This window comes from Betaproteobacteria bacterium (genome assembly GCA_016791345.1).
Classification (GTDB): domain Bacteria; phylum Pseudomonadota; class Gammaproteobacteria; order Burkholderiales; family JAEUMW01; genus JAEUMW01.
Map to the genome: position 1 here is coordinate 1 of JAEUMW010000132.1, position 6,499 is coordinate 6,499.

At 65.1% G+C, this 6,499-nt stretch carries 6 protein-coding genes; 3 read left to right on the forward strand and 3 right to left on the reverse strand.

What is annotated here, in order from left to right; translation table 11 throughout:
- Positions 1-97 precede the first annotated feature (97 nt).
- The 3 genes from JNK68_05560 (at position 98) to mutL (ending at position 5,034) form a co-directional block, all read left to right on the forward strand.
- Positions 98-1,693 (forward strand): Re/Si-specific NAD(P)(+) transhydrogenase subunit alpha, encoded by a 1,596-nt coding sequence (locus JNK68_05560; protein ID MBL8539822.1) that lies wholly within the window; start codon positions 98-100, stop codon positions 1,691-1,693.
- Between the two features lie 13 nt (positions 1,694-1,706).
- The gene (gene pntB / locus JNK68_05565) at positions 1,707-3,122 is read left to right on the forward strand and encodes a Re/Si-specific NAD(P)(+) transhydrogenase subunit beta (protein ID MBL8539823.1); all 1,416 of its coding nucleotides are present in this window, start codon (positions 1,707-1,709) and stop codon (positions 3,120-3,122) included.
- Positions 3,123-3,294: 172 nt separating this feature from the next.
- Entirely contained in the window at positions 3,295-5,034 is a 1,740-nt protein-coding gene (gene mutL / locus JNK68_05570) for a DNA mismatch repair endonuclease MutL (protein MBL8539824.1), read from the forward strand.
- Between the two features lie 139 nt (positions 5,035-5,173).
- Here mutL and JNK68_05575 read toward each other — a convergent pair whose 3' ends face one another.
- From JNK68_05575 to JNK68_05585, 3 genes are read right to left on the reverse strand one after another with little or no spacing between them, the layout of a single operon-like run.
- The gene (locus JNK68_05575; GenBank protein ID MBL8539825.1) at positions 5,174-5,425 is read right to left on the reverse strand and encodes a hypothetical protein; all 252 of its coding nucleotides are present in this window, start codon (positions 5,423-5,425) and stop codon (positions 5,174-5,176) included.
- Complete coding sequence (locus JNK68_05580) at positions 5,412-5,684, reverse strand: BrnT family toxin (protein MBL8539826.1); 273 nt, start codon at positions 5,682-5,684, stop codon at positions 5,412-5,414. Before JNK68_05580 ends, JNK68_05575 begins: the two co-directional genes overlap by 14 nt.
- A 38-nt stretch (positions 5,685-5,722) precedes the next feature.
- On the reverse strand, positions 5,723-6,382 hold the full coding sequence (locus tag JNK68_05585) for a hypothetical protein (protein ID MBL8539827.1): 660 nt from the start codon (positions 6,380-6,382) through the stop codon (positions 5,723-5,725).
- Positions 6,383-6,499 lie beyond the last annotated feature (117 nt).

Sequence of the window (6,499 nt, forward strand, 5' to 3'; positions counted from 1 at the left end):
GCGGGTTCTCGGCGTGCTGCTGCTCTTGTCCGTCAGACGCTGCGACTGTTGCAAGCTGCCGGAACCGGAAATTCACACAAATAAGGGAGGATGTGCCATGGCTCTGGTCATTGGCGTGCCGAAGGAAACGGCAGCGGGCGAAAAGCGCGTTGCCACGGTGCCCGAAGTCGTCGAGAAGTTGCGGAAGCTCGGCTTCTCGGTAGCGGTGGAAAGCGGCGCGGGAGACCCCGCCAATTTCAGCGATGACACGTACCGCGCTGCCGGCGCTGAAGTGGTGGCCGGAGCAGCCGCGCTGTGGGCGAAGGCGGACCTCGTGTTCAAGGTGCGCGCACCGAGCCCCGAGGAAGTCGCCCTGATGCACGAGGGCCAGACCCTGATCAGTTTCATCTGGCCCGCGCAGAATCCCGATCTGATGAAACAGCTCGCGGCGCGCAAGGTCACCGTGCTCGCCATGGACTCGCTGCCGCGCATGCTGAGCCGCGCACAGAAGATGGACGCGCTCACTTCGATGGCCGGCATCAGCGGCTACCGCGCGGTGATCGAGGCCGCCAATGCCTTCGGCCGCTTCTTCAACGGCCAGGTCACCGCCGCCGGCAAGATCCCGCCGGCCAAGGTGTTCATCGCCGGCGCCGGTGTCGCCGGTCTTGCCGCCATCGGCACCGCCGCGAACCTGGGCGCGATCGTGCGCGCCAACGACACGCGCGCCGAGGTCGCCGACCAGGTGGTGTCGCTGGGCGGCGAATTCGTCAAGGTCGATTACGAGGAAGAAGGCTCCGGCGGCGGCGGCTACGCCAAGGTGATGAGCGAGGGCTTCCAGGCCGCGCAGCGCGCCATGTACGCACAGCAAGCCAAGGACGCCGACATCATCATCACCACTGCGCTGATCCCGGGCAAGCCGGCGCCCAAGCTCATCACCGCCGAGATGGTGCAGAGCATGAAGCCGGGCAGCGTGATCGTCGACATGGCGGCCGAGCAGGGTGGCAACTGCGAGCTCACCGTACCCGGCCAGGCCGTGGTGCGGCACGGCGTGACCATCATCGGCTACACCGATCTGGTGAGCCGCCTCGCCAGGCAGTCGTCGACGCTGTACTCGAACAACCTGCTGCGCCTGACCGAGGAACTCTGCAAGACCAAGGACGGCATCATCGACGTCAACATGGAGGACGACGCCATCCGCGGCCTGACGGTGATCAAGGATGGCAGCGTCACCTGGCCACCACCCGCGCCCAAGCTCCCCGCGCCACCACCGGCCGCTGCCAAGCCGGCCGCAGCCAAGGCTGCGCCGTCGCCCGCGCACGGCCACGGTGGCGGCGGTGCGCCGGCATCCGGCAAGAGCACGGCGATCGTGTTTGCCGTCGCCGCCGTGGTGTTCTGGTTCATCGGCGCGCACGCGCCCGCCGCGTTCCTCGCCCACTTCACGGTGTTCGTGCTGGCCTGCTTCATCGGCTACATGGTGATCTGGAACGTGACGCCGGCGCTGCACACCCCGCTCATGAGCGTCACCAACGCGATCTCCAGCATCATCGCCATCGGTGCGCTGGTGCAGGTTGCTCCCCCGATCGCGGCCGACGCCGCCGACCGCCCCGTGGGCTGGATCATCGGGCTCGCGGTAATCAGCATCGCGCTCGTCGCGATCAACATGTTCGGCGGCTTCGCCGTCACCCAGCGCATGCTGGAAATGTTCCGCAAATAGGGGAGAGGCGAACATGTCTGCAAGTCTTGCAACCGTCTCCTACATCGGAGCGACCATTCTCTTCATCCTGAGCCTGGGCGGGCTGTCGCATCCCGAGAGCTCGCGCCGCGGCAATCTGTACGGCATGATCGGCATGACCATCGCCGTGCTGGCGACGCTGCTCGGACCGCAGGTCACGTCAAGCGGCTACGGCTGGATCATCGCTGCGATGGTGGTGGGTGCGACGATCGGGCTGTACGCGGCGCGCGTCGTCAAGATGACCCAGATGCCGGAACTGGTCGCGCTGATGCACAGCCTGGTGGGTCTCGCGGCGGTGCTCGTCGGCTATGCCAACTACATCGATCCGGCGGCGGCCGGGCAGTTCAGCGGAGCCGAGAAGACCATCCACGAGATCGAGATCTACATCGGCATCCTGATCGGCGCAGTGACGTTCTCCGGTTCGATCATCGCCTTCGGCAAGCTCTCGGGCAAGATCAGCGGCAAGCCGATGCTGCTGCCTGCGCGCCATTGGATCAACCTGATCGGTCTGCTGGTGGTCATCTGGTTCGGTTGGAAGTTCGTTAACACGCACGCCGTGGCGGACGGCATGACGCCGCTCATCGTCATGACCGTGATTGCGCTGCTCTTCGGCATCCACATGGTGATGGCGATCGGCGGTGCCGACATGCCCGTGGTCGTGTCGATGCTGAACAGCTACTCCGGGTGGGCGGCCGCGGCCACCGGTTTCATGCTGTCGAACGATCTGCTGATCGTCACCGGCGCGCTGGTTGGGTCCTCGGGTGCGATTCTCTCGTACATCATGTGCCGCGCCATGAACCGCCATTTCGTCGCGGTCATCGCGGGCGGCTTCGGCACCGAGGGCGGCAAGCCGGCCGCAGCCGGCGGCGCACAGCCGGCCGGGGAAGTCGTGTCGGTGAGCGCGACCGAGACTGCCGAACTGCTGCGCGACGCCAAGAACGTCATCATCGTGCCGGGCTACGGCATGGCGGTGGCGCAGGCCCAGCACACAGTGTTCGAGATCACCAAGTACCTGCGCGAGAAAGGGGTGAACGTGCGCTTCGGCATCCATCCCGTCGCCGGCCGGATGCCGGGTCACATGAACGTGCTGCTGGCCGAAGCCAAGGTGCCCTACGACATCGTGCTCGAGATGGACGAGATCAACGAGGACTTCCCGGACACCGATGTCGCCATGGTGATCGGAGCCAACGACATCGTGAACCCGGCGGCGCAGGACGACCCCACCAGCCCCATCGCGGGCATGCCGGTGTTGGAGGTATGGAAGGGGAAGACCTCGGTGGTCATGAAGCGCAGCATGGCCTCCGGCTACGCAGGCGTCGACAATCCGCTCTTCTACAAGGAGAACAACCGCATGCTGTTCGGCGACGCGAAGAAGATGCTGGACGAGGTGCTGACTTCGCTCAAGAGCTGATCGCCCGCGGTTGAGGTACGGTCGAGGGTCGCGGCACGACCTGCCACCCTCGACCCACAAGTCCTTCCTCGCGCCAGCGCACCCCCTGCCGCCGCTGCCTTCACGTACGCGGCGGCTGTCGCCTCCGATGCAGCGGTAGAATGAGCGCTCGCCTGTCGCGCCCCCTGCTTCCGTGATCCGCGTTCTCCCCGATCTCCTGATCAGCCAGATCGCCGCTGGCGAAGTGGTCGAGCGGCCCGCCTCCGCGCTCAAGGAGCTCATCGAGAACAGCCTCGACGCGGGTGCCCGCAGGATCTCCGTGGATCTCGCGGAGGGCGGATCGAAGCTGCTGCGCGTGAGCGACGACGGCGCCGGCATCACACGCGAGGACCTCCCGCTCGCCCTTGCACGCCATGCGACGAGCAAGATCTCCCACCTCACCGACCTCGAACGCGTGACGAGCTTCGGCTTTCGCGGCGAGGCGCTGGCGAGCATCGCGTCGGTGTCGCACGTGCGCGTCGTGAGCCGTCGCGGCGACGACCGTCACGCGTGGCAGATCGAGGCCTCGGGCGGATCGCTCGCGGCACCGGCGCCCGCGGCAGGCGCGCCCGGCACGACGGTGGAAGTGCGTGACCTCTACTTCAATACGCCGGCGCGGCGCAAGTTCCTCCGCACCGCGGCCACCGAGTGCGGGCACTGCGAGGAAGCCTTCCTGCGCGCCGCGCTGGCGCGGCCCGACGTGGCGCTCTCGCTTGTTCACAACGGGCGTGCGAACTGGTCGCTCGCCGCGCAGGACAGTGACGCCCGCGTGCGCGCCGTGCTGGGCGATGAATTCGCCGCCAACGCGCTGCCGGTAGCCGAACGCGCGGGCGTTCTGGCACTCACGGGCTGGATCGCGCTGCCGACCGCGGCCGCCGGGCGCCCTGCGCAATATCTGTTCGTGAACGGGCGCTTCGTGCGCGACAAGGTGATCGGCCACGCGCTGCGCGAGGCGTATGCCGACGTGCTGCACCATGCCAGCGCACCGGGCTACGTCCTGTTCGTGGAAATCGAGCCCGAGCTGGTGGACGTGAATGTGCACCCGACGAAGATCGAGGTGCGCTTTCGCGAAGCACGGGCGGTGCATCAGTTCGTCTTCCACGCATTGCATCGCATGCTCTCGCGGACCACGGCAGGCGCCGCCCCCGCCGCCAGTGCGCCCTTGCCCTCGTTTGCAGCCGCCGGACCTGTCACGACAACCGGCGAACAGGCGCACATCCCTCTCGTGGCGGCGCAACCGCTGGCGCTCTACGAGATGCTGTCCACGCGCGCGCCCGAGCAGCACACCGCGCCGCCGACAGCGGGCAGTGCCCCGCCGCTCGGCTACGCCATTGGCCAGTTGCTCGGCATCTACATCCTGGCGCAGAACGAGGCCGGCCTCGTCATCGTCGACATGCACGCAGCGCACGAGCGCATTCTCTACGAGAAGTTGAAGCGCGCGGTGGACGAGCGAGCGATCGCCCGGCAGGCGCTCATGATGCCGGTCAGCTTCAGCGCGGATCCGCTCGAGGTCGCAACGGTCGAGGAACAGGGCGACGCGCTGCGCTCGCTCGGCTTCGACGTCGCGGTGCTGGGGCCGCGGGAGCTCGCGGTGCGGGAGCTGCCGGCAGCGCTGCGCGACGCCGACGCTGGGGCGCTCGCGCGCGAACTCATTCGCGAGGTGCGGCAGTTCGGCGGCACGCGCGTGGCGGAAGAGCGCCGCAACGAGCTCCTCGCGACGATGGCGTGTCACGGCGCCGTGCGCGCGAACCGCAGCCTAACGCTGCCCGAGATGAACGCCCTCCTGCGCGAGATGGAGGCGACCGAGCGCTCCGCGCAGTGCAATCACGGCCGTCCCACCTGGCGGCAGATCACCCTCGCCGAACTGGACCGGTTGTTCCTGAGAGGAAGGTGAGGTGAAGGGTGAATGTCTTGTCCGATACCGCCTGATCAAATCGCTACACCCCGGCGTGACCGTCCTCGACCCGAAGCAGAAGCTCACGATTGCCGAAAGCGGACGCAGGGAGTCAAAGAAGTAGACGTTTAACGCAAAGCTAACCGGCGCGCGCCTTTGCACGCGTCCGCGTTGAGCGACGTGTTATGCGTGACGTCTTCTTGGTTAGTTCCAAGAGTCCCGCCAAGGCATCGTTCACCGCGCGCGAGGTTGGGAACGCCTTGGCAATCGACGGCTCGAGCAGCGCGACGGATGTGCCTTTCGCCACCTCAGCGTAGAACTTTCCACGTTCAAGCTTCGCAAAATCCGTCCGCTTGTACTCGCGCCTCATCTCGTCTTTAGCCTTCTTCATAAATCTTCCTTTCACCTCGCGTCACGCGACGCGCACTGATGATTCGAATTGTTCCAGGCCGGTATGTGTGGCAGACGGCAAGCAACCGGCCGAGCCGTGAGTGACCGAACGTAATATACCGCTCTTCGGCGACAGAATGGTCCGGGTCAGGACCTGACACGGCGTGCGCGTCGAGGAAAACGGTGGCCGCTTCATCGAATGAGACTCTGTGCTTCCGGAAGTTGCTGTGCGCTTTCTTCGAATCCCAGTCGAAGTTCATTGATAGTAGGCACCAGACTCGTCACGCATAACTGCTTGTTATACGGCAACCTGCGACAACTCTCTGGATGAGTACGAAAATACTTCGAATACATCGTAGAAGATTGCGGCAAACGCAAAGGCATCCTCGCTCGGCTCGTAACGAAGGCGGTACTTAAATACGTCAGGGTTGTCGCCGAGCACCGCTTGCGACCCGAGCACGCGGCGCGTCATGGCCACTGCTTGCTCCGTGGGTAAGTGCGGAACGATCGCATCGTTGGCCACGCCAGAATAGAAGTTTGGAGAAGTGATCGCGATCGGAAAGACCCACTTTGTTCCGTAGGTATGAAAGAAGAGCGCTCTAGCCAAATGATCTACGCATGCGTCGAAGCGCGTGCGATCAATCCGACTCGCGTGCTGAGTACGGCCGGCAAGCGTGCCATGATCTTCAAAGAACGAGCGATAAGCGTGCGGCGTCCTTCGGACGGCGCGGATGAACTTTCCGAAGAACTGAACTCGACCTATCTCGCTGTGTTGGGCCGCGGTCATCACGATGACTGCACGGAAGAACTCGTCGTCCTTCGATTTCCGCGAATTGTGGTCATCGCACGCAGGAACTGTCACTAGATTCTTGCGTAGGTCTATCCCGACGTCGTCGACCGATGGAAAGAAGCACGACGGCGGGGCGTGTTCCCGCGACGTCGCGATCGCGTTGCACATGTAGCATGTTTCCCGCTGACTCATGGTCTTCTTGCCGTATAACGTTCGAGCTGAGGCGACCCCACGAGGCGTGCCAGCCTTGGGCCGCGCAGGGTAGTCGCAGGCTCCATTTTCCTG

Bases quoted from the DNA above. Each gene is read 5' to 3' on its own strand.
- JNK68_05560 (MBL8539822.1), top strand. From the start codon at position 98: ATGGCTCTGGTCATTGGCGTGCCGAAGGAAACGGCAGCGGGCGAAAAG.
- pntB (MBL8539823.1), top strand. From the start codon at position 1,707: ATGTCTGCAAGTCTTGCAACCGTCTCCTACATCGGAGCGACCATTCTC.
- JNK68_05575 (MBL8539825.1), bottom strand. From the start codon at position 5,425: ATGAAGAAGGCTAAAGACGAGATGAGGCGCGAGTACAAGCGGACGGAT.
- JNK68_05580 (MBL8539826.1), bottom strand. From the start codon at position 5,684: ATGAACTTCGACTGGGATTCGAAGAAAGCGCACAGCAACTTCCGGAAG.
- JNK68_05585 (MBL8539827.1), bottom strand. From the start codon at position 6,382: ATGTGCAACGCGATCGCGACGTCGCGGGAACACGCCCCGCCGTCGTGC.